The organism is Sphingomonas sp. CBMAI 2297, assembly GCF_029870595.1.
GTDB lineage: Bacteria > Pseudomonadota > Alphaproteobacteria > Sphingomonadales > Sphingomonadaceae > Sphingomonas.
This window is the reverse complement of record NZ_JAPDIR010000005.1, coordinates 225883-246569: the sequence shown is the minus strand read 5'-3', so window position 1 is coordinate 246569 and position 20687 is coordinate 225883. Positions and strand designations below refer to the sequence as shown.

Here is a 20687-nt window from a genome sequence, read left to right as displayed (position 1 = left end):
CTATTGTCCCAGCTGGGCGCTCGCCTGGATGCCCGCGACGATGCTCGCGGCGCCGAACAGGATGAAGCAGCCGAGAATGACGGTGGCGCCATAGCGCCAGTTGATCCGGCCGGTGAGCATCATCAGCCCGACCGCGGCAACCGCGATCACCGCCACGACGGTTGCCACCGTGCCGAGCAGCGTGCCCTCGATCCAATGCACCGCGCCGACGATCACGCCCGAGCCCGCGGGGTCGGAACCCAGATCCTGGGCAAGGGCCGCCATCGGAAGGGCCGTGACCGCGGCCAACCCGATGCGCAGCGACCGGAACGCGAATGACTTGACCAGCAAAGATCCACCCCCTTGATTCGAGGTGCAATACTGACGTTAGGAACGATACTTGCCAATGGGCTGATGGACAAATTCGACGGCTCCGCGCGTGGCGGTTCCTCCATCGGGAACTTTGCGGATACCGTGGCGGAACCAGGCCGTGCCGAAATATCTAGGCGCTTTCATCGAAAGCTGCATGCGTTCGTCCATCCGCGGACGAAGCCCGCCGGCATTTCGGTGCTGTCGCCAATCTGAAATGATCGGGCCGTACGGGCGACGACAGGTGCAGCATCGGGCTCGCCGCCACCTCGCATAGGAAAGACGCCGCCGATCGCGAACATTGCCACAGAGAGACGGATGCTCGCCTATTCGTCCGGCAATTTCGGCAAGGCCCTGGTGTTCGGCGGGGCGGATCTGACGATCCTGTTCCTGCTGACCGACGTGCTGGGGCTGAACGGCGCCCGGGCGGCGGGACTGATGCTGTTCGCGGTGCTGGGCGATCTGGTGTTCGATCTGCTCGCGGCCCGGCTCGTCCTCCATTGGCGGGCGGCGGGGCGGGGCTATCGCTGGACCCTTGCCCTGGCCGCGCTGCCTTGCGGGGCGGCCTTCGGGCTGATCTACGCAATGCCGGCTCTGTGCCTGCATCGCGCCTGGATGCTTGCGGCGGCGATCCTGATTTTCCGCGGCGCCTATGCGGTGGTCGACGTGCCGCACAATGCGCTGATGGCGCAGGTCAGCCGCGACAGCCGGGCGCGCGGGCGCGTCTCCGGCTACCGGCTGTTCTTCAGCACCGCGAGCGCATTGGTCATCGCCGCAACGCTCACGCCGCTGGTGCAGCAAGCGGGACGGACCGTGCATTTCGGCGCGCTGGCATTCACCGGGATCGGTGCCGGCCTGGTCTTTGCGCTGACCATGTTGCTGTGCGCCTGGGCTTCGGGCGGGCGCGGCGAAAGCGGCACGGCCTCCGCGCTGCGCGGCGATCGCGTCGCCGTTCCGCTGCGCGACCCGATGGTGCTGGCGATGGGCGCGCTGGCCCTGCTCACCGGCTTCGCCATGCCGTGTTTCGGCCGGATGCTGATGTATCTGGGAACCTATGTCGTCGATCGACCGCGCGCGGTCCCCCTGCTGCTTGCCGCGCTGACGGCGGGGCAGTTCGGCGGCGTGCTCGCCTGGACCGCGCTGACCCACCGATTCAGCAAGAGCCGCCTGCTCGGTGCGGGGCATGCGGTGAGTGCGCTGGGCCTGCTCTGCTTCGCCCTGTGCCTGGCCTGGCCGGCGGGGCAGGTGGCCGGCGCGGCGCTGATCGGCTTCGGCTTTGCGAGCGTGTTCATGCTGCCCTGGGGCCTGCTTGCAGACGCGATCGACGTCGTCGAATGGCGGCATGGCCGGCGGTTCGAGACGGGGCTGTTCGCCTTCTACCTGGTTCTGGTGAAGGCCAGCGGCGCCGCGTCGACAGCCATGATCGGCTGGGTGCTGAACGCGCTCGGCTACGTCCCCGGCGCAATCCAGCCAGCCGGGGTGCGCCTCGGCATGCTCGGCCTCGGCCTGGGCGTGCCGCTTGCCGGCGCGCTGCTGGCGATGCTGCTGCTCGGGCGCTTCACGCTCGACCATGGCCGCCATGCGCGGCTGCTGCGCGCGCTGGGGCGGCGTCAGGCCGGGGCGGAACCGGTCTCGGGATTGAACCGGGGATTGGAGGAATCGAGTGGCGAGGGCGTCACCCTGGCGGGCGGCGCCGCGCTTTCCGCCCAGGCGCGGCAGAGCATGTCGCGCAGCATCGCCGCGCCCGCGGCGGTGCGCTCGTAGACCAGGGCGCGGACGTCCTTGTCGGCCATGTTGCCGAAGCCGTCGCGCTTCTCGAGCCGGTAGACCGTCTCCACCCGATCGCCCGACTGATCGAGAAAGGCGAGCACCGCGTCGAACATGTCGCCATGGAGATGCGCCGGCGCGCCGATTCGGGGCAGGATGTCCGCGGCGGTGAGCCCGATGCCGTCGACGAAGCGGCTCTCGAACCGCCCATGGATGCTGCGGTCGCGGGTATAGTCGTTCGGATTGGGGCCCAGCCAGCCGTCCGAATGCACCGAGATGTGCAGCGGCTGCGCGCCGTCACCGATATAATGGCCGAGCCGGATCGCCTGGAACGCGCAATGCTGCTCGGGAATCGATGCGTCGCCGCCGCTCGCCTGCGCCGCGCGGATCGCACGCATGCAGACGATCAGCCGCTCATAGGCTTCCATCGCCGCATAGGGCAGCGTGCCGGTCCAGCGGACATTGGTGCGCGCGGCGGTGGCCGGATCGCTCCGCTTGATCCTCTCATAGCGCTTGTAGAGCGCGAGGATGAATTCATAGCGTGATCGCGGGATCGGTTTCAGAAAGGCGAACTGCTCGCGGAACCAGCCATGGTTCGGGTCTTCCTCGATCTTCGAAAAGCCTTCCGCGTCCCCGCGCCAGCCGTCCGGCAGGGCGGCGGAGGCCGAGATATAGTCGACATGGCGGCGCAGAAAGACCGGGCCGCCATCGAGTATCGCCTGAATCGCCGCGCGGTCGATCACCGCATGTCCCGTGCCGCCCCAGGCATGGGCGAGGGTGGGGCACAGCGTGAGAGCGGCGGCCAGGGCGAGGCGGCGCATGACGGTTCCTTTCACGGATCGAGGGGATCGCGCGGATCGACGCGCTCGGACGTCCGATACGGGCGGAACACCAGTTCGTTCGGCGACACCCGGCGCACGACCTTGCCGGGCTGATAGCCGAGCTCGGCGGCGTTGCGCTCGGTGAACCTGGCGCTTTCGATATAGGCGCTCTGCAGGGGATTGCAGACGATCACCGTCTCCGCTTCCGGCGGCGCGCCGATCCGCGCGAGCAGCCGGCCGGCGTTGCGCAGGTTGGTGGTGGTGTGGCGGGCATAGGGCTCGATGAGGATCGCTTCCGCGGGGACGCCGTAGCGCTCGATCAGCGCCTTGCGCATCTCGTCGGCCTCGGTGAAAGGCGTTGCGCGCGGGTGCGCCCGGCCGCCGGTGACCAGGATGAAGGCGATGTCGCCCTGGGCGAAACGGCGCGCGGCGAGGCGCAGATGATATTTGCCGAACGGGCTGAGCTTCTCGCCCTCGATCTCGGGCCCGACGCCGGTGACGATCATCGCGCTATAGCGATAGCGGCGCCAGTCGAGCGCCTTCGCCCGCGCCAGCGCCGCGGCGTTGGCGCCGCCGGTCAGCGGTTCATGGCCGATCGCATCGGTGCGGTCGCTCATGTCGAGCAGCGCGAGCGCATAGTCGATGCTGGGATCGAGCCGCTGTGCCGATCCGGCGCGGGGCGTCTCGGCGATCCAGTCGGCGGCCTGGAGGCGCGCCCGGTGATCCTGGGGCGAGACGGTGCCCGGACCATCGATCGCCGTGGTGGGGGTCGCCCCCAGCGCATAGGTCCCCACGATCATGTTGATGCCCGCGATCTCGCGATCTACCTGCGCGGCGGGGCCATCGTCCGCGGCGGGAAGGCCCTGCGCCTGTGCAACGGCGCGGCGCACCGCATCCGCTTCGCGATCGCTCCAGAGCAGCGCCTGCGCGCGACAGGCGAGATCGGTGCCGCATGCGGCGCGGCGCTCCTGCCGGGCGCGCAGCACGCTTTCCATGCCGGGCGCCCGGGCGATCCGCTCGAGCACCGCCGGATCGCGCCCGGCCGCATCGAGCAATGGGAAGAGCCGCGCGGACAGTGCCGCCATCACCCCGTCGTCCACCGCCCCGGCCGAAGCCGGGGCGGCGAGCACCGTCACCGCGAGCGCGGCGGCGGAGAGCATGGCGCGCATCACCAGCTGCGGCTGACGATGAAGCGGAAGTTCCGGCCGAACAGCGGGCGACCATAGATCGCCTGGCTGGAGCCCTGGCCGGCGAACTGGTCGGTACGCGTGTTGCCCTCGGTCAGGCCATGGGCGTTGAACAGATTGTCGCCGACCACCTGGAAGCGCCAGGCGCCCCAATCGAGCGACGCGCCCGCGCCGGTCGTCTGGTAGCCCGGCATCGCCGTGCGGTTGAACAGGTCGACATAGCGTCGGCCGACCCATTCGAAGCGCCCGAAGATCGAGAGCTTCTGCTCGCCCAGATCGAAGTCGAAGCTCGGCCGCAGATTGCCGAAGAACTTGGCCTCGCGAATGATCTGCTTGCCGTTTACCGCGCTCGGATCGGCGCCCGAGGTGTTCTGGAGATTGGCGTATTTCGGGTTCTGCCAGGTCACGGACCCGTCGAGCGAGAACCAGCGGACCGGCGCGATCCGGCCGTCCACTTCGACGCCCTTGACCGAGGCCTCGCCGATGAACGGCAGCGTCTGGTCGTTGCGGCCGGTCAGCGGGTTGAACGCCGCGAACGAGGCGTTGAACGGGTTGAACTTGGTGTAGAAGCCGGTCGCATAGAGATAGTTCGGGCCGAAGCTCGCCTTCAGGCCGACTTCATATTGGCGCGCCTTGGTCTTGATGATGGTCGCGTTGATGCCGGTCACCACGCCCAGCTGCGGCGGCACTTCCAGGTTCGAGATGCGGCCATAGGCGCCGAGATGGCCGTCCAGGTCGTAGCTGACGCCGACGGTCCAGTTGGTCGCCTTGGGGCTGAGGCGCTGGTCGAGCACCTGGCCCGTGAAGGCGCGGGTGGTGTCGTCGGCCAGCGTGGTCGCGTCGCCGAGATTCACCTGCGTGGTCGGCAGGGCGATGCCCCTGTAGCCGTAGCGCTCGGTGCGGATGCCGGCATCGACGCGCAGGCCGCGGGTGATGTCCCAGGTGTCGTTCGCATAGAAGGCGATCATCTGCGCATCGCCTTTGCCCTTGTTGAGCGTGGTCGTGTAGCGCAGCACGCCGTTCTGGGTGACCGAGCCCAGCACCGCGCCGGTCGATGAATAGGCGAGCAGGTCGAGCGTGCGCGGCTGGCTGCGCACTTCGATCAGCATGTCCTCATAGGCCTGGAGCAACGTGTTGCCGTAGAACGCGCCGTACAGGCCGACGCGCACGTCATGGGTGCCGATGCCGGTCTCGAACTTGCGAGTGACGCTCAGGTCGCCCTGCACCGAGTAGAAGTCCGATTCCGAAGCGCGATACTGGCCGGACATGACCAGGCCCGAGGCAGTCGAGGGATCGTAGACCGTCGCGCCGTTGGTGCCGGCGAACGCATAGCCGAGCCGGGCCACATTCGGCCCGAAGGCGGTACGCGCGGCGGCCAGATAGCCGGCGGCGAAGCTGGTCGCGTCCGCCGGGTTGGTGGTGGAATAGAACGCATCGAAGCTCGACTCGCCCTTGGTCCCGCCGACCTTGGCGGAGACCTGCCAGCCGCTGAAATCGGCCTCGTAATCGACCGCCGCGTTGAAGAAGCGCATGTGGCGGCCGCTGGAGAGGTCGCGCTGCATGCTCTGCAGCGTCCCGGCGCCGTCGCGATACTTGATGCTGACGTTGCGCAGCGACGGCGAGTTCATCGTGCCGGTGAAATAATCGATATAGGGATTCAGCGAGACCGCCGGGTTGCGCGGGTCGTTGGTCGGGATCGGCAGGTAGAAGACGTTGTGGTCGTTCACATATTCGGCCGAGATCTTGACATAGCCGTTGGTCAGCTGGCGCTTCAGGTTGGCGCGGATCTGCCCGCCCTTGTCGCTGGGGAAGCCGGCATAGCGATAGCCGTCATGCTGGCGCAGGAAGCCGCCGATCGCGAAATAGGTGTTGTCGCTGATCGGGCCGGACTGCATCGCGTCGAGCCGGTAGAGGCCGGTATCGCCCAGCGTGATCTGTGCCTTGCCGCGCGCCTGGGGGCCGCCCGACACGGTGATGTTGTTGGCGATCGCCGCCGCGCTGCTGGCATAGATCGGCGCCGGGCCGCCGCGCACGATCTCGACCCGCTCGGTCATCAGGTCGTAGCGGTTCATGCCTTCGCCGGAGTTGAAGAAGACGCCGTCGATCTCGTGGTAGAGCGGCAGCCCGTCCTGCTGGAAGATCAGATAGCCGCGATCGGTCGGGATGCCGCGCACGCGGGTGATGTTCTGCACTTCGCCGCCGGTCGCCTCGACCTGGATGCCGGGAACGGTGCCGAGCAGATCGGCGAAGCTCTTCGGCGCGATCTTCTGGACGTCCGCCTGGCTGAGCGAGTTGACCGCATAGGAGACGTCGAAGCGGCGCTGCGCGCGTGCCGAGCCGGTGACGATGATGTCCGCGCTCGCCTCGTCGGCGGCCTGTGCCGAGTCGGCGGCGGGCGTGTCGGCGGTCTGCGCGAAGGCCGGCGCGGCCAGCATGCCGAGCGCGAGCACCGCGCAGCCGGCGGCGAGATTGTGCTTCTTCATCGGATCGTTCCCCCGAGATTCTTGTGAACTCGCGGCGCCGATGCGCGGCGCGGATGACAGATTTATTTATTTCTGGGAAAATTAATCGCGAACTTTGAGCCGGGCTGCTATTCGCCCTGGGCGATGAGGCATCCACCGGTCACGCTGCTCGAGGAGGAGAAGCGGCTGCTCTGGCAGCTGCGCACGCGCGGCCCGCAATCGCGGTCTGCCCTGGCGGAGACGCTGCAGATCAGCAACGGTGCCATCTCCAAGCTGACCAAGGCGCTGATCGGGCAGGCCCTGATCGAGGAATTGCCGGCCGAGGCGCTGGCGGGGCGGGGCCGCCCGACGGTGCCGCTGCGGATTTCTCCGGCCGGGGGCTATGCCGTGGGGCTGGCGATCTATGCGGGCCTTCTGGAAATCGCGCTGGTCGATTATGCCGGGGGCGTGGTGTCGCTCACTTCCGAGAAGATCGAGCCCATCGACCCGCATGGTTTCGCCCGCCATGTCGATCGCCGCATCCACGATCTGGCGATCGAGCACCGCCTGCTGGGCAGCCGTCTGTACGGCGTCGGCTTCAGCGTGCCCGGCCCGGCCCTGTCGCGCGACGGCAATCGCTGGCACGTGGTTCGCAACCTGCCCGGCTGGAAGGACGCGCCGCTGCGCACGATCTTCGAGGAAGCGCTCCGGCTGCCGATCTGGATCGAGAATGACGCCACGGCGGCGGCGCTCGCCGAATATTATCTGGGCGGGCTGATCCGGCGCTGCACCACGGCGGTGGTGATCCTGCTGGGGCACGGCGTTGGAGCGGGGATCGTCCATGAAGGCCGGCTGATGCGCGGCGAAACGGGCAGCGCCGGCGAGATCGGCATGTTCTACCCGGGCAACCAGCCGCGCCCGACGACGCTCGACCTCATCGCCACGCTGCAGGCGGCGGGATGCAAGGTCGGATCGCTGGCCGATTTCGCGGAGGCGATCCCGGGATATGAGGCGACGATCGATCATTGGCTGGAACGGGCCGCCGATCAGCTCCTCCAGGCAATCAACTCGGCGCTTGCCTGGTTCGATCCGGGCGCGATCCGGCTGATGAGTCCGTTGCCGTCCGCGATCATGCACGGACTTGCCGATCGGCTGAACCGCCGGGCGATCAAATGGGGCGACCATATCGCGGAGAGCGAGAAGGCGCGCTACGACATCGAAATCTCCCGGCTCGGCGGCGCCGGCTCGGCACTGGGTGCGGCGCTGCTGCCGATTCACGCATCGATCGCGCGAGCATGACGACGGGATTGCGCCCTCGCTGCCGAAATGCGGCCGGCAATCTTCGGATCTTCGACGCCGCCGAGCGCGCAAGCTGCTGACGGTGCGCGGGCAACTGGACGCATCCAGCGGCCGTGCCGGTCATGCCCGTTCGTTGCTGGCCAGGATTTCCGTCACTCTCGCAAGGGCCGCCCCGCGCGGATCGTCCACGCCGAGGAGGCGGAAGGTTCCCGTGAGGGCGAAGGCGCAGTGCCCGTGCACGGTCGCGACCAGCGATCGCGTCAGCGCTTCGATTTCCGGAAGCGGTTTGCCCGGAAGCGCCGTCGCCACCTCACGCTCGACGATGTCGGTCAGGCCGGCGCGGAGAACGCGATATTGCTCGGGAATCTCCATGCCCGCGGGCAGGCGATGGTCATAGATCGCCATCCACAGATTGGGATTGTCTTCCGCGAAGTCGAAATAGCCCTCGACCAGCGCGGCGATCCGGTCCGGTCCGGCGACGGCAAGCTTCTCGCCCAGAGCCCGTGCCCACAAGACGAACGTCTGGCTGTTCAGCGCCGTGAGCAGCGCGTCATGACCGCCGAAGACATTGTGGATCGTGCCGATCGAATATCCGATCCGCTTCGCCACCTCGCGCGCGGAGAAGCCGGAATAGCCGACCTCGGCGAGCAGCCGCTGGCCCTCTGCAAGGATCAGCTCCTGCAACTCCTCTCGCGTATGATCGGATCTGCGCGCCACGAAGGGCATATAAGTGGATAATTGATCACTGTCTAATTATTTAATTGATCGATGTTCAATTCCATGACATCCAGTCGCGGCCCGGTGATTCGCCGGGCATTGGAACGGAATCGAAACGGAGTTGTCGCCATGCAGCCCAAGCTGTTCCTCGGCTTCCCGAGCCCGCTCGGGGGTCGCCGCCAAGCCGCCGTCATCGCATAACAGATCCAGGGGAAACAAAGCCGTGTCCGCACCCGATTTCTCGCTGCTCGCCAAGCGGCGCTTCGGCCCGCTGTTCGTCGTCCAGTTCCTGGGCGCGTTCAACGACAACGTCCTCAGATATGCGATGCTGTTCCTCGCGAACTTCACGATCTTCGCCAATGCACCCGAACAGTCGGCAATGCTGGCAACGGTCGCGACCGGCATCTTCATCCTGCCCTATTTCCTGTTCTCCGCGCTCGCGGGCGAACTCGCCGATACCTGGGACAAGGCATGGCTGATGCGGGCGGTGAAGGTCGCCGAAGTCGCCTTCATGGGGCTGGGGCTTCTGGGCCTGTGGTTCCAGTCGATCCCGCTGCTGCTGGTGGCGCTGTTCTGCATGGGCCTGCATTCGACCATCTTCGGCCCGGTCAAATATTCGATCATGCCGCAGCATCTGCGCGAGCAGGAGATCATGGGCGGCACCGGCCTGATCGAGGCCGGCACCTTCCTGGCGATCCTCGGCGGCCAGCTGCTCGCCGGCCTTGTGCCGGCATGGGAAGCCGGCCTGATCGCAACCGGCCTCGCGGTGCTGGGCTTCGCGGTGAGCCTGCTGATCCCCGCGGCGCCGCCGATCGGAAAGGTCGCGATCACGCGCAATCCGTTCGTCAGCACCTGGCAGGTGCTGCGGGCCGGGCGTGAGAACAAGGCGGTCTGGCTGTCGATCCTGGGCATCAGCTGGTTCTTCGCGATCGGCGCCGTGCTGGTTTCGGAGTTCCTTCCGCTCGTCTCCGGCAATCTCGGCGGGCGCGCGGAAGTCGTGACTCTGTTCCTGATCGTCTTCTCGGTCGCGATCGCGCTCGGATCGATGCTGGTCAACCGGCTGCTGCGCGGTGAGGTATCGGCGCGCTACGTGCCGATCTCCGCGCTCGCGATGGCCGTGTTCATGCTCGACCTGTGGTGGGCGACGCGCGGCTTCGTGGTGGTGACGCCGCATGCCGATATCGCGCGGTTCGTCGCGACGCCGGGCAGCTGGCGCATCCTGCTCGACCTGACCGGCATGGCGATCGCCGGGGGCATGTTCATCGTGCCGCTCTATGCGATCCTGCAGACCAAGAGCTCGCCCGAGGAACGCTCGCGGACCATCGCCGCGAACAACATCGTCAATGCGGCGGTGATGGTCGCGGTGGTCGCGGTCGCCACCGCCCTGCTCGCGGCCGGCGTCTCGATCCCCGGGATCATCGGCACGATGGGCTTCGCGACCCTGGCGGTCGCGCTGATCTCGTGCCTGTTGCTGCCGGACACGGTGCTCAAGCATTCGATCCGCACGATCCTGAAGCTGGTCTACCGCATCGAGGTTCATGGCGGCGAGAACATGCCGCGACCGGGCGAGCGCGCGGTGGTGGTGGTCAACCATGTTTCCTGGCTCGACGGGCTGTTGCTCGCGGTCTTCCTGCCCGGCAAGCCGGTGTTCGCCGTGAACACCGCGATCACCAAGCGCTGGTGGATCCAGCCCGCGCTCAAGCTGTTTCGCGCCTTCCCGGTCGATCCGACCAACCCGATGTCGGCCAAGGCGATGGTCCGCGCGGTGAAGGAGGGCAATACGCTGGTGATCTTCCCCGAAGGGCGCATCACCGTCACCGGCGCGCTGATGAAGATCTTCGACGGGCCGGGCATGGTCGCCGACAAGGCCGATGCGCCGATCATTCCGGTGCGGATCGACGGCGCGCAATTCTCGCGCTTTTCGCACCTGCGCGGCAAGGTCCGCCTGCGCAGCTTCCCGAAGATCGAGCTGACGATCCTGCCGCCGCGGCGCTTCGCGATCGAGGGCGAGATGACCGCGCGGGCACGCCGGGCGATCGCCGGGCGCCGTCTCTACGAAGAGATGAGCACCATGATCTTCGCGACCTCGGATATCGATCGCACGCTGTTCCAGGCGCTGATCGACGCCAAGGACGTGCATGGCGGCAACATGCTGGTGGTCGAGGATATCAAGCGCGAGCCGCTGGGGCTCAAGCGGCTGATCACCGGCAGCCTGGCGCTTGGCCGCATGCTGGAGCGGCGCAGCGCGCAGGGCGAGGCCGTGGGGCTGATGCTCCCCAACGTCAACGGGACGGTCGCGAGCTTCTTCGCGTTGCAGGCGATCGGCCGCGTGCCGGCGATGCTCAACTATACGGCGGGGCTCGCCAACCTGAAGGCGGCATGCCTCGCTGCGCAGGTGCGGACGATCGTGACCGCGCGCGCCTTCGTCCAGCAGGCCAGGCTGGAGGCAGTGGTCGAGGGCCTTGAGGCGGACGGCCGCACGATCCTGTACCTCGAGGACATCGCGAGGGAGATCGGCACCGGCGCCAGGCTGCGCGCGCTCGTCGCCACCCGTCTCGCCGGACGGCTGCATCGCCGCCGGGGGGTGTCGCCCGGCGACGCGGCGGTGATCCTGTTCACCAGCGGATCGGAGGGCCTGCCCAAGGGCGTGGTGCTCACCCATCGCAATTTGCTCGCGAATTGCGCGCAGCTGGCGGCGCGGATCGACTTCAACTCATCGGACCTGGTGCTGAACGCGCTGCCGATGTTTCACAGCTTCGGCCTGACGGGCGGAACGCTGCTGCCGATCCTCAACGGCATCCGCACCCTGCTCTATCCCAATCCGCTGCACTATCGGATCGTCCCGGCGCTCGCCTATGACGCCAATGCGACGATCCTGTTCGGCACCGACACGTTCCTCTCGGGCTATGCGCGGCTGGCGCATGGCTATGACTTCTATTCGCTGCGCTACATCTTCGCCGGCGCCGAGCGCGTGCGCGACGAAACGCGCAAGGTGTGGAGCGAGAAATTCGGATTGCGCATCCTCGAAGGCTATGGCGCGACCGAGGCGGCGCCGGTGATCGCGGTCAACACGCCGATGCATTTCCGTGCCGGGAGCGTGGGCCAGCTGCTGCCGGGGATCGAGGCGCGGGTCGATCCGGTGCCGGGGATCGATGCGGGCGGCAAGCTCTCGATCCGGGGCCCCAATATCATGGCCGGCTATATGAAGGCCGACCAGCCGGGCGTGATCCAGCCCCCGGAGGACGGGTGGCATGACAGTGGCGACATCGTCACGATCGACGAGGCGGGATTTGTCACCATTCGCGGGCGCGCCAAACGCTTCGCCAAGATCGGTGGCGAGATGGTCTCGCTGCCGGCGGTGGAAGGCTATGCCGCCGCCGTCTGGCCGGAGGCGGACCACGCCGTCGTGAGCCGCGCGGACCCGCGCAAGGGCGAGCAGCTCGTGCTGTTCACGACCCGGAAGGACGCGCGGGCCAGCGAGCTGCAAGGCTGGGCGCGCGCGAATGGCGTCGCCGAACTCGCGATCCCGCGCGACATCCGCATCCTGGATGCCCTGCCTGTCCTTGGAACCGGCAAGCTCGACTATGTGACGATGGGGAATCTGGCGGCGTCCTGACGTCCCACGGGCACCGGCAGATCCGGGCGCGCGCATATCCGCTTCGCGCCCGGATGACCGCCGCCTTTGTTCGACCGCCTCGAAGAGAAATTGACGAAACCGCACCGGCGCCGGCCCGGTCAGGAGATTCCCGATGGAAATCGTATATTATTTTCTGGCCTTCGCGGTTCTGATCCTGATGATGGCGCTGCCATTCATATTGGCGGCCATTTTTCTGGCGCTGTTGCTCCTTGGTTCCTTGCGCGTCGCAGCAAGATACAAGCGTCAGCGGAGGGTCGACATTCCTGGCGCCGCACTAATCCTCGGCGGGATCTTGGCGGGCGCGATCACCTATCACTGGCTACGGGGGCCAAAGGCTGAGATGGCGACGTTGCAGCCCCTTGTCGTCGATCGGCAGCTTGCCGCGGAACTGCCTCGAACCTGGGTGGTGGATTATGGTGCCGTCAATGTCGCATTTGATCTTCTGCCGCGGAAATACGCCAGCCGCGTGTTGAATGCGCGGATCACCGACCCCGGCCTGCTCGCCTCCATCCCGGGGGAATCCTACGACGCGTACATGGAGGAAATCAGCCTCATGGACACGCCCTCCTGCAATGCCGTGCTCGCGAGCGGGCGTCGCGGTGCCGACCGCGCCCGGGAATGCGTGATGCATAGCATCGTCGCCAAGGCCGATATGGCCGCCGGCGGGCCATATCTGAAGCTGGAGCATGAAGAGAAAGGCGATGCCCAGATAGTGAATTTCATGCTGGTTACGGATGCGGGCGCGAGGCCGATCGCGCGCTGCATGGGGCGTGCGCCCCGGGAGGCCAACCCCTGGCTCGCCATGGTCAGAAGGGACCGATCGCTCGACGTCGCTTCCTCCCTATACAAATGCGTCGGGCGCGCGGCCGCCGGCGCCCTGATGCGCGCCGTCGCGACGGGTGCGGCGGGATAGGCAATGAATGGGTCGGTGCCGTGGCACGCGCCCGGGGCAATGGGCGCCCGGCTCGTCCCGAAGGATCGCGTGGAGCGGGCCGGCGAGGTGTGCCGGCGCGAACCGACCCCATGGGCTGGGCAAGCGCGTACGATCGGCTCGTTACCGTCTGCGCTCAAGCTGCTTGAGAAGTGGTGCCCGGGGACGGAGTCGAACCGCCGACACTGCGATTTTCAGTCGCATGCTCTACCAACTGAGCTACCCGGGCATGCCCGGCGAATGCCGGGGAGCGGGCCTCTTAGTCGTGCGAATCGGTGCTGTCCACCCCCGAATGCGCATGGGGGTCCACGCGCTCGCCGGGAATGCGATAGCCCTCGCCCAGCCATTGCAGCAGGTCGCGGTCCCTGCAGCCGCGGCCGCAGAAAGGCTTGTTCTCGATATCGGTCGGCTGCCCGCAGACGGGGCAGGTGTCGCTCTTCGCCATCTTGCTCCTTCGCGCCGGTTCAATCGCCGGCGGACGTGAATGCGGTCACGCCGCCGATCCGCCGTGCCAGCTCCGCCGTCCAGCCGGGTTGCTGGGCGAGGCGGCGGGCGATGTTCCTGGTCACCATATGGGTAGTCGGCGGCGGCGGGGGAAGCCGTTCGACTCGCCGAAGCTCCGCCCGCGCCGCCGCGCCGACCGGGTCGGCGCGCAGCAGTTCGGGCAGCGAGGGCCGGGTGCGCCGCCGGACGATCTGGAGGAAGCCGAAGCCGTTCACCGCGGTGCGCTCGAAAGGCTGGGGCAGGGCGGCGTCGATCGCCTCGGCTACCGCGTTGCGCGCGCCCTTGCCGCTGAGCGTAGGGAAGTCGATGCCGATCGAGCCGGCGATGCCGTGCCGCTCGATCGCTCGCGCCACCGCGTGCGCGGCGGCGACCGCCAGCGGCTCGATCGGGCCGGAGCCGTCGACGTCGAACAGCGCCATCGCCGGCGTGGGCGAGAGGCGCAGCGCCCCGCCCGGAAAGGCGATCTCGCCGGTAAGCGCTTCCTCGAGCACTTCGGACCAGCCGGCTTCCTCCAGCGCGTCCGGCGCGTGGGCACGCAGCATGCGGACGGGAAGGCCGGTGGCGGTGATGCGTTCGAGCAGGGTGGGGCCGGCGCACAACTCCTCGTCGCTCGGCACCGCCTTGGGCAGCTTGGCCCGGCCGGGCTCCGGGATCGCCTCGCGCACGATCTTCACCCGCAGCTTCGCTCCCTGGGTGATCGCCTGGGGCACATGGTCGCACAGCGCCTCGCCGCCGCCGTCGAGCGCGATCAGCTTGGCCGCCTTGTCGACCAGCCGGGCCTCGAGCACCGCGCCGGCGCGCGGATAGGTCCCCTCCAGCTCGATCCGCGCCTTCCAGATGCCGCCGCGTGAGACGAGCGCGGCGCGGTTCTCGCCGATCCCGGCCTCGTAGAGCCACTCAGCCAAGGCTGTATCCGGCGCTCTCCAGCAGCGCGCGCGTCTCGAAGACCGGCAGGCCGACCACGCCCGAATGGCTGCCGGCGAGATAGCGGACAAAGGCCTCGGCCTTGCCCTGGATGGCATAGCCGCCCGCCTTGCCCATGCCCTCCCCGCAGGCGACGTACCAGTCGATCTCGGCCTGGCTCAGCCGCTTGAAGGCGACGATGGTGTCGGAGATGCGGGTGCGTGCCTTGCCGTCGGCGCCGATCAGGCAGACGGCGGACAGGCAATGGTGGCGCCGGCCCGAGAGCAGGGCGAGCATGCGGCGCAGATCCGCCTCGTCCTCGGGCTTGGCGAGGATGCGGCGGCCGACCGCGATGGTGGTGTCGCCCGCGAGCACGATCTCGTCCGCGGCGCGGGGCACGGCATGCGCCTTGGCGATCGCGACGCGCAGCACATAGGCGCGCGGCGTCTCGCCGGCGCGGACATCCTCGTCGACATCGGGCGCGGCGACGCGCGCGGGTTCGGCCCCGATCCGCCTGAGCAGATCGAGCCGGCGCGGCGAAGTGGAAGCGAGGACGAGCCGCAAGGGCGCCGCCCGCTTACTTGAAGCGATAGGTGATACGGCCCTTGGTCAGGTCGTAGGGCGTGAGCTCGACGAGCACTTCGTCGCCGACCAGCACGCGGATGCGGTTCTTGCGCATCTTGCCGGCGGTGTGGCCCAGGATCTCGTGATCATTTTCGAGCCGGACGCGGAACATGGCGTTGGGCAGAAGCTCAACGACCTGGCCCCGCATTTCAAGCAGTTCTTCTTTGGCCAAAAATTACCTCATGGGTGCGCGCGCTAAAAGTGGCGGTGCCTTTACAGTGCGCAAGGAGAAAAGGGAAGGCGGAGAACCCGACAAAGGCGGGTGCCTTGGTCCGATATGGGGATTGCGCGGGTTTTTGCCAGTTCCGGCCGGTTTGATCGACGGATGCGCGGGCTTTGTCGCCGCTCGATTTGCGGCGCGGGGACGGGCTGTATCTCCCGCTGCCGATCATTCGGGAGTCGGGAAAATGCGTCCTTCGTTTCTGCTGGGCTCGGCGCTGTGCGTGCTGGCCGCCTTCAGTGCCGCCGATGCGCGGGCCCAGTGCCGCGACCGGCTCGACCGCGCCAACGACAATGCCCGCGACATGCCCGCCGGCACGCCCTATCAGGTGCACGACGCGCTTTCCGACAATTCGCTCATGGCCGAGGAAGTGGTCACCAGCAATCCGGCCGAATGCCTGAAGTTGGTGACGCAGATGGAGGCGCTGATGCGCCGCCACGGCAAGGCGATCGTCGAGGAATCGGGGGCACCGGCCGCCGGCGCGGCGGCGCGGCCCAGGACATTGGAAGAGCTGTTCCCGCCCACGCCGCGCTCACAGCGGCTGGCGCAGATGCGTGTCTCGACCGGGGGACAGACCCGGGCCGATGCGCTGGCGCTCAACGAATATGCCAATGCCAGCCGGGCGCTGGGCTTCGCGGTCTATAGCCGCACCATCGAGACCAATCCCGCCGCCGCGGCCGAGGCCGTGTCGGTTACGGACAGGTCCGTCGCCGCGGCCGAGGCGACGCAGGAAACCATGATCATGATCAACCAGGAAGGCGACATGCTGCACGCGCAGCTCGAGGACGCCTTTCGTGAACTGGAGGCGGCACAGCGCGCGCAGGATCGGTTCGCGCAGAAATATGGGGAGCTCGCGACTTCGCTCGGGAAGGAGCCGGGGTCGAATCCGCTGAAGCGGCTGGAGGCGGCGAAGCGCAACCTCAAAAATGCGACGGATCGCCTGAACAAATGGATCGAGCGCAATCTGGAGGAAGGCTTCGCGCCGGGCTATCTCGGCGCGATGCGCGTGCTGGAGGCGCGCTACAAGCCCAAGTTCGAGAAGATCGAGGAACAGTGCGAGAAGATGCGGCAAGCCGCGTTCGATAAGTTCGCCCAGGCCGCGCTGACGGGGAAGAAGACGACCGCGCTCGAGGACGCGGGGAAGGCGTGCTCGCAAATGGAGAGGCCGCTCAAGGAGCAGTCGCAGCGCGAGGAAGACGAGATTCACAAGAAGTATAAGCTGCCGGAGGCATCGGACGACGATCTGCTGGCGCCGCTGACGGTGGAGCCCAAGGGGGCGGGCAAGGAAGCGGCTCCGGCAAAGGCGCCGGAGGCATCGGACGACGATCTGCTGGCGCCGCTGACGGTGGAGCCCAAGGGGGCGGGCAAGGAGGCGGCTCCGGCAAAGGCGCCCGAGGCGTCGGACGCCGACCTGCTGGCGCCGCTGACGCGCCCCAGCGGCAAGCCGGGCGGCGGGAAGCCGAAATAACGGATCGCATTCGCCCGGATGCGAAGAAGGCCGCCGGATCGCTCCGGCGGCCTTCCGCTTTTCAGCCTTGGGTGAAGATCAGCCCGCGGCGTGGCCGGCCAGCGCGGCGAGCAGCAGCAGCGCCACGATGTTGGTGATCTTGATCATCGGGTTCACGGCCGGGCCCGCGGTGTCCTTGTAGGGATCGCCCACGGTGTCGCCGGTCACGGCCGCCTTGTGCGCTTCCGATCCCTTGCCGCCATAATTGCCGTCCTCGATATATTTCTTGGCATTGTCCCACGCGCCGCCGCCCGAAGTCATCGAGATGGCGACGAACAGGCCCGAGACGATCACGCCGAGCAGCATCGCGCCCACCGCCGCGAAGCCCTGGGACTGGCCGGCGACCGCGGTGATGATGAAGTAGATCGCGATCGGGCTCAGCACCGGCAGCAGCGACGGCACGATCATCTCCTTGATCGCCGCCTTGGTGACGATGTCCACCGTGCGGGCATAATTGGGGCGGCTGGTGCCGGCCATGATGCCCTTGTCCTGCGCGAATTGCTGGCGGACGTCCTCGACCACCGAACCCGCCGCGCGGCCGACGGCGGTCATGCCGAAGGCGCCGAACAGATAGGGCAGCAGGGCGCCGAGCAGCAGGCCGACGATCACGTATGGATTGCTCAGGGAGAAATCCACCGGCACGTCCGGGAAGAACTCCTTGAGGTCGGTGGTATAGGCGCCGAACAGCACCAGCGCGGCGAGCGCGGCCGATCCGATCGCATAGCCCTTGGTCACGGCCTTGGTGGTGTTGCCCACCGCGTCGAGCGCGTCGGTCTTGTGGCGGACCTCATCCTCCAGCCCCGCCATCTCGGCGATGCCGCCGGCATTGTCGGTCACCGGGCCATAGGCGTCGAGCGCGACGACCATGCCGGCCAGCGCCAGCAGCGAAGTCGCGGCGAAGGCCACGCCGATGATGCCGGCGATCTGATAGGCGGCGATCACCGCGACGACGATGACGAGCGTCGGCAGCGCGGTGGATTCCAGGCTGATCGCCAGGCCCTGGATCACGTTGGTGCCATGGCCCGTCACCGAAGCCTTGGCGATCGACTTGACCGGGCGATACTGGGTCCCGGTGTAATATTCGGTGATCCACACCAGCAGGCCGGTGACGGCCAGGCCGATCATCATGCAGATGAACAGGCTCCAGCCGGTGAATTGCGGACCCGCGATCAGGCCCTGCGCCGCCTCGGCGGTCACATGGTCGCTCGGCTCGAGGAAGGTGCTGGGATCGATGGAGAGGCCGCCGATCGCCGCGTTCATGTCGCCCAGCGTATATTGGGTGACGAACCAGATCGCCGGGACCGAGAGGATCGCGGTGGTCCAGAAGCCCTTGTAGAGCGCGCCCATGATCGACTGGCTCTTGCCCAGGCGGACCATATAGGTGCCGATGATCGACGTGATGATGCACACGCCGCCGACGATCAGCGGCAGCGACATCAGCTTGAGCAGCAGTTCGTCCGACAGATTCTTCACCAGCAGCGCGATCGAGACCATGGTGAGGCCGAGCGTCACGACATAGGTTTCGAACAGGTCGGCGGCCATGCCGGCGCAGTCGCCGACATTGTCGCCGACATTGTCCGCGATCACAGCCGGGTTGCGGGGATCGTCCTCGGGAATGCCGGCCTCGACCTTGCCGACCAGGTCGGCACCCACATCGGCGGCCTTGGTGAAGATGCCGCCGCCCAGGCGCGCGAAGATCGAGATCAGCGAGGCGCCGAAGGCGAGGGCGGTCAGCGCCTCGATCACCTTGCGGCTGTTGGGCGCGAGCCCGGACGGGCCGACCAGATACCAGAACAGCACGGCGATCGCGAGCAGGCCCAGGCCCGCCACCAGCATGCCGGTGATCGCGCCCGAGCGGAAGGCGAGGGTGAGGCCGCCCTGGAGCGAGGTCCGTGCCGCTTCCGCGGTGCGGACATTCGCGCGCACCGAGATGTTCATGCCCACGAATCCCGCCACGCCCGAAAGCACGGCGCCGACGAGGAAGCCGATCGTCGAAAGCGTCCCCAGCGTGAAGAACAGGACGATGGCGACGATCACGCCCACCACGGCGATCGTCATATATTGCCGGCCGAGATAGGCCTTGGCGCCTTCCTGGATGGCAGCGGCGATGCTCTGCATCTTCTCGTTGCCCGCCGGCGCCTTCAGCACCTGCTGGCTGGTCAACAAGCCATAGAGCACTGCGAGCACGCCGCAGGCTATGGCGATGTACACAATCGTCATGCGTTCAAGCCCTTCCCCTATTGGATATCGAGCCGCGCCGGTCTGTGTGCCGGTTTAAAAGGCCCGGTATGGGGAGGCTATCGAGCGGTTGCCCGTAGCGCAAGCCGCTCAGCGATGCTGGTAGCCGAGCGCGCAATCGGGCGCCGCGCCGTCGAGCAGCAGGGAGGCGCTTCCCCGTTCCGTCAGCGTGCCGATCCGCGTGGCCGGCACGGGCGGCGCGAAATCGGCGGGCGCGGCGAACAGCAGCTCGTAATCGTCGCCCCAGGTCGCGGCGCGCAGCGGATCGGCGCCCGGGGCGACGGGCAGGGCCGCGCGCGCGATCCCGGCGGTGCAGCCGCTCGCCTCGGCCAGGCGGGCAGCGTCGAGGAGGAGGCCGTCCGACACGTCCATCATCGCATGGACATGCGGCGCCAGGGCACGGCCCTCGGCGAGGCGCGGGCGCGGGCGGAGATAGGCGGCGCCGTCGCCCGCCTCGAAGCCCAGCATCGCCGCGCCGATCGTGCCGGTCACCCATAGCGCGTCGCCTGCCCGCCCGCCGTCGCGGCGCGGCACGGTGGCGCCGGCGCGGCCGATCGCGGTGCAGCCGAAGGTGGCGGGGCTGACCGAGATGGTGTCGCCGCCGAGCAGCGGCACGGCATATTCGGTGAGGATCGCGCGCAATCCTTCGACGAAGCGTTCCGCCCCCTCCACCAGCACGGCGCCGATCAGCACGCCCAGCGGCTCGGCGCCCTTGGCGGCCAGGTCGGACAGGTTCACCGCGACCAGCTTCCAGGCGATGTCGAACGGATCGGTGCCGGCGCGGTAATGCACGCCCTCGGCAATGGCGTCATGGGTGAGGATCAGCGTCTCGCCGCCGATCGCCAGCGTCGCGGTGTCGTCGCGCAGGCCCTCGGCGCCCGGATGGAGGGGGAGGGTGCGCAGGGCCGCGATGAACTCGGCTTCGTTCACTGCTCAAATCCTCCCTCGCAGGGGGAGGGATGCCAGCGAAGCTGGTGGAAGGGGCATGCCGCAGGCGGTTCGTTCGGGGCGATCCCCCTCCACCACCGCTTCGCGGCGGTCCCCCTCCCCCCGCGGGGGAGGATCAGGTTCAACCCCGGACTTCCTTCGCCACGGCATCGAGGATGCCGTTGACGAAGCCCTTTTCGCGACGGTCGTAAAAGGCGTCGGTGACGTCGAGATACTCGCTGATCGCCGCGCCGACGGGCACGTCCTTGCGCGCCATCAGCTCATAGGTGCCGGCGCGCAGGATCTGGCGCATCGGCTTGTCGAGCCGGTCGAGGCTCCAGTCGGCGGTCAGCTTGGTGGCGATCATCCGGTCGATCTCGTCGCGGCGCTCGCTCACGCCGACCACGATGTCGTCGAAAAAGGCGATGTCGGCCTCGGCATATTCCACGTCCTCGATCGTCGCGCCCAGGCGATGATTGTGGAACTCGTGGAGCAGCGCCGGAATCGAGGTCGCTTCCATCTCGTGCTGGTACAGCGCCTGCACGGCGGCGAGGCGCGCGGCGGCGCGCGCCTTGGAACGGGACTTTGCTTGATGGCTTGGCATGCTGCGCCCCAT

General features: G+C 67.8%; 16 protein-coding genes, 1 tRNA gene and 1 pseudogene. 5 read left to right on the top strand and 13 right to left on the bottom strand.

The annotated features are described in order from the left end of the window. Entirely contained in the window at positions 1–294 is a 294-nt protein-coding gene (locus tag OMP43_RS09750; RefSeq protein ID WP_280279588.1) for a TrbC/VirB2 family protein, read from the bottom strand. Positions 295–666: 372 nt separating this feature from the next. Between OMP43_RS09750 and OMP43_RS09745 the strand changes: the two are divergent. Next, positions 667–1905: pseudogene (locus OMP43_RS09745) on the top strand (MFS transporter); the annotation flags it as partial. 53 nt (positions 1906–1958) lie between these two features. Here the strand turns inward: OMP43_RS09745 and OMP43_RS22820 are convergent. Genes OMP43_RS22820 through OMP43_RS09735 form a run of 3 tightly spaced genes read right to left on the bottom strand, consistent with a single transcriptional unit; the run spans position 1959 to position 6606 of the window. Continuing rightward, positions 1959–2936: a nuclease gene (locus tag OMP43_RS22820; RefSeq protein ID WP_348538600.1), complete on the bottom strand. Its 978-nt coding sequence runs from the start codon at positions 2934–2936 to the stop codon at positions 1959–1961. A gap of 11 nt (positions 2937–2947) precedes the next feature. Beyond that, on the bottom strand, positions 2948–4105 hold the full coding sequence (locus tag OMP43_RS09740) for a YdcF family protein (RefSeq protein ID WP_280279520.1): 1158 nt from the start codon (positions 4103–4105) through the stop codon (positions 2948–2950). Beyond that, the gene (locus OMP43_RS09735; protein WP_280279519.1) at positions 4105–6606 is read right to left on the bottom strand and encodes a TonB-dependent receptor; all 2502 of its coding nucleotides are present in this window, start codon (positions 6604–6606) and stop codon (positions 4105–4107) included. Before OMP43_RS09735 ends, OMP43_RS09740 begins: the two co-directional genes overlap by 1 nt. Before the next feature lie 123 nt (positions 6607–6729). Here OMP43_RS09735 and OMP43_RS09730 point away from each other — a divergent pair, with 123 nt between their 5' ends. Then, positions 6730–7863, top strand: a complete 1134-nt coding sequence (locus OMP43_RS09730) for an ROK family transcriptional regulator (RefSeq protein ID WP_280279518.1) — start codon at positions 6730–6732, stop codon at positions 7861–7863. A 120-nt stretch (positions 7864–7983) separates the two neighbouring features. Here the strand turns inward: OMP43_RS09730 and OMP43_RS09725 are convergent, their stop codons facing one another. After that, positions 7984–8547 (bottom strand): TetR/AcrR family transcriptional regulator, encoded by a 564-nt coding sequence (locus OMP43_RS09725; RefSeq protein ID WP_280279517.1) that lies wholly within the window; start codon positions 8545–8547, stop codon positions 7984–7986. A gap of 256 nt (positions 8548–8803) precedes the next feature. Between OMP43_RS09725 and OMP43_RS09720 the strand changes: the two genes are divergently transcribed. Then, positions 8804–12196: an acyl-[ACP]--phospholipid O-acyltransferase gene (locus OMP43_RS09720; protein ID WP_280279516.1), complete on the top strand. Its 3393-nt coding sequence runs from the start codon at positions 8804–8806 to the stop codon at positions 12194–12196. Between the two features lie 133 nt (positions 12197–12329). Then, positions 12330–13130: a hypothetical protein gene (locus tag OMP43_RS09715; protein ID WP_280279515.1), complete on the top strand. Its 801-nt coding sequence runs from the start codon at positions 12330–12332 to the stop codon at positions 13128–13130. Between the two features lie 171 nt (positions 13131–13301). On the opposite strand, the gene OMP43_RS09710 is transcribed toward OMP43_RS09715, so the two are convergent. From OMP43_RS09710 to infA, 5 genes are all read right to left on the bottom strand, one after another. Continuing rightward, positions 13302–13377, bottom strand: a tRNA-Phe gene (locus tag OMP43_RS09710). A gap of 30 nt (positions 13378–13407) precedes the next feature. Then, the gene (gene yacG / locus OMP43_RS09705; protein ID WP_280279514.1) at positions 13408–13593 is read right to left on the bottom strand and encodes a DNA gyrase inhibitor YacG; all 186 of its coding nucleotides are present in this window, start codon (positions 13591–13593) and stop codon (positions 13408–13410) included. Between the two features lie 19 nt (positions 13594–13612). Then, complete coding sequence (locus tag OMP43_RS09700; RefSeq protein WP_280279513.1) at positions 13613–14557, bottom strand: ribonuclease; 945 nt, start codon at positions 14555–14557, stop codon at positions 13613–13615. Continuing rightward, a complete protein-coding gene (locus OMP43_RS09695) occupies positions 14550–15119 on the bottom strand; it encodes a nucleoside triphosphate pyrophosphatase (protein WP_280279512.1) in 570 nt (189 codons plus the stop codon). Before OMP43_RS09695 ends, OMP43_RS09700 begins: the two co-directional genes overlap by 8 nt. A gap of 13 nt (positions 15120–15132) precedes the next feature. Beyond that, positions 15133–15351 carry a translation initiation factor IF-1 gene (infA, locus tag OMP43_RS09690; protein ID WP_003049127.1) on the bottom strand — a complete coding sequence of 73 codons (219 nt, stop codon included), beginning with the start codon at positions 15349–15351 and terminating at the stop codon, positions 15133–15135. Between the two features lie 235 nt (positions 15352–15586). Here infA and OMP43_RS09685 point away from each other — a divergent pair, with 235 nt between their 5' ends. After that, the gene (locus tag OMP43_RS09685; protein WP_280279511.1) at positions 15587–16867 is read left to right on the top strand and encodes a hypothetical protein; all 1281 of its coding nucleotides are present in this window, start codon (positions 15587–15589) and stop codon (positions 16865–16867) included. Positions 16868–16945: 78 nt separating this feature from the next. Here OMP43_RS09685 and OMP43_RS09680 read toward each other — a convergent pair whose 3' ends face one another. The 3 genes from OMP43_RS09680 to nusB form a co-directional block, all read right to left on the bottom strand. Continuing rightward, complete coding sequence (locus OMP43_RS09680) at positions 16946–19126, bottom strand: sodium-translocating pyrophosphatase (protein ID WP_280279510.1); 2181 nt, start codon at positions 19124–19126, stop codon at positions 16946–16948. Positions 19127–19234: 108 nt separating this feature from the next. Continuing rightward, entirely contained in the window at positions 19235–20074 is an 840-nt protein-coding gene (gene thiL, locus OMP43_RS09675) for a thiamine-phosphate kinase (protein WP_280279509.1), read from the bottom strand. A 139-nt stretch (positions 20075–20213) separates the two neighbouring features. After that, positions 20214–20675, bottom strand: a complete 462-nt coding sequence (nusB, locus tag OMP43_RS09670) for a transcription antitermination factor NusB (RefSeq protein ID WP_280279508.1) — start codon at positions 20673–20675, stop codon at positions 20214–20216. Positions 20676–20687 lie beyond the last annotated feature (12 nt).